The 1167-nt window shown below is 40.4% G+C and carries 1 protein-coding gene; it reads right to left on the bottom strand.

All coding sequences use genetic code 11. The features are described 5' to 3' along the window. Positions 1 to 372: 372 nt before the first annotated feature. Positions 373 to 1167, bottom strand: a 795-nt coding sequence (locus tag ACYVRA_RS06635) for a tyrosine-type recombinase/integrase (protein WP_461251959.1), incomplete at its 5' end; no start/stop codon positions are given.

A 1167-nucleotide genomic window follows, 5' to 3' on the forward strand; every position in this document is an offset into this window, starting at 1 on the left:
ATACATAGAAAATACCCGCTGCAGTTTCATAAAGATAGTTGGATTTAGTCCAACTTTTAACCTTATTTTCATAAGCCTTTATGCTTCATCCGTATACAAATAAAAATAAGTTTTGGCAATTCAAAAAGATATAGGAGTTTCCTAGAATTTTCGGAAACGGCAATTTCAACCCGCCTTCCTCATTTATCATCGCTTAATAAAAATAAAGGTTTTAGCGTTATCAGTATTTAGGTAAAATTGGAAATTTTACGCATGGTTTTATTTTCACAAAACCAAGAGCAAAAGTAATTGGGATAAACACGCAATTTTTATCAGGGCAAAAAAAATCCCCCGTTGCCGTAGCTTCGGGGGTTACAGGTTTATAACAGGTTATTAGGCTTGTTTCCGTTCCTCTTGCGGTATGCCCTGTACGGGAAAAGAAAACACATTAGGCGGCATTTCCGTTCTTTCCGTTGTCTGTGTTTTATCCTGAACAGGCTGTAACAACGCTTCCTGTATTTCCTTCGCCTTCACAAATTCAAGAGGGTCAAAATGTGTATATCTTTCCGTCATTCTTTCGCTCTTATGCGTGGTTATAGCTTGTGCTTGTTCCGTAGTCATACCGCCCTTTAGCATTTCCGTATTAAAAAAATGCCGCCAAGCGTGAATATGCAAATTCCGCTCTTTTATTTCCGCACTGCTAATGCCGATATTTACCAACGCTTTACGCAAATACATCAAGACCGTTTTACGGCAGATGGGCTTGCCCCCTCCGTCCGTAGAGAATAAATATCCGTCCCCGCTTTTTTCTTTCAGCAGTTTCAAATCGGCAATCAAAGAAGCAGGAAGCGGTATATTATGTTTGTCCTTTGTTTTAGTCAGTCTGTAGCCGTAATTGTCATGTTGCATACAAACGTAAATATGATCGTCAAAAAGACAACTCCCTTTAAGCCCTAAAATTTCCGACACCCTCATGCCCGACAACGCCGCCACTTTGTTCACGGTACAGGTAATATGGCTGTTTTCCCACACCTTGCGCCAATCGCCCACAAATAATTTTTTAAATTCAAGCGGAGTGATAATTTTAATTTCGGTTCGGTCGTTTATAAGCCGTTCAACTTTGGCGGTAGGGTCAACAGCGATTATCCCACGTTCCACAGCCTCAATCGTCATAGTTTTGAAAGTTCC

The organism is Treponema sp. R8-4-B8, from assembly GCF_054786175.1.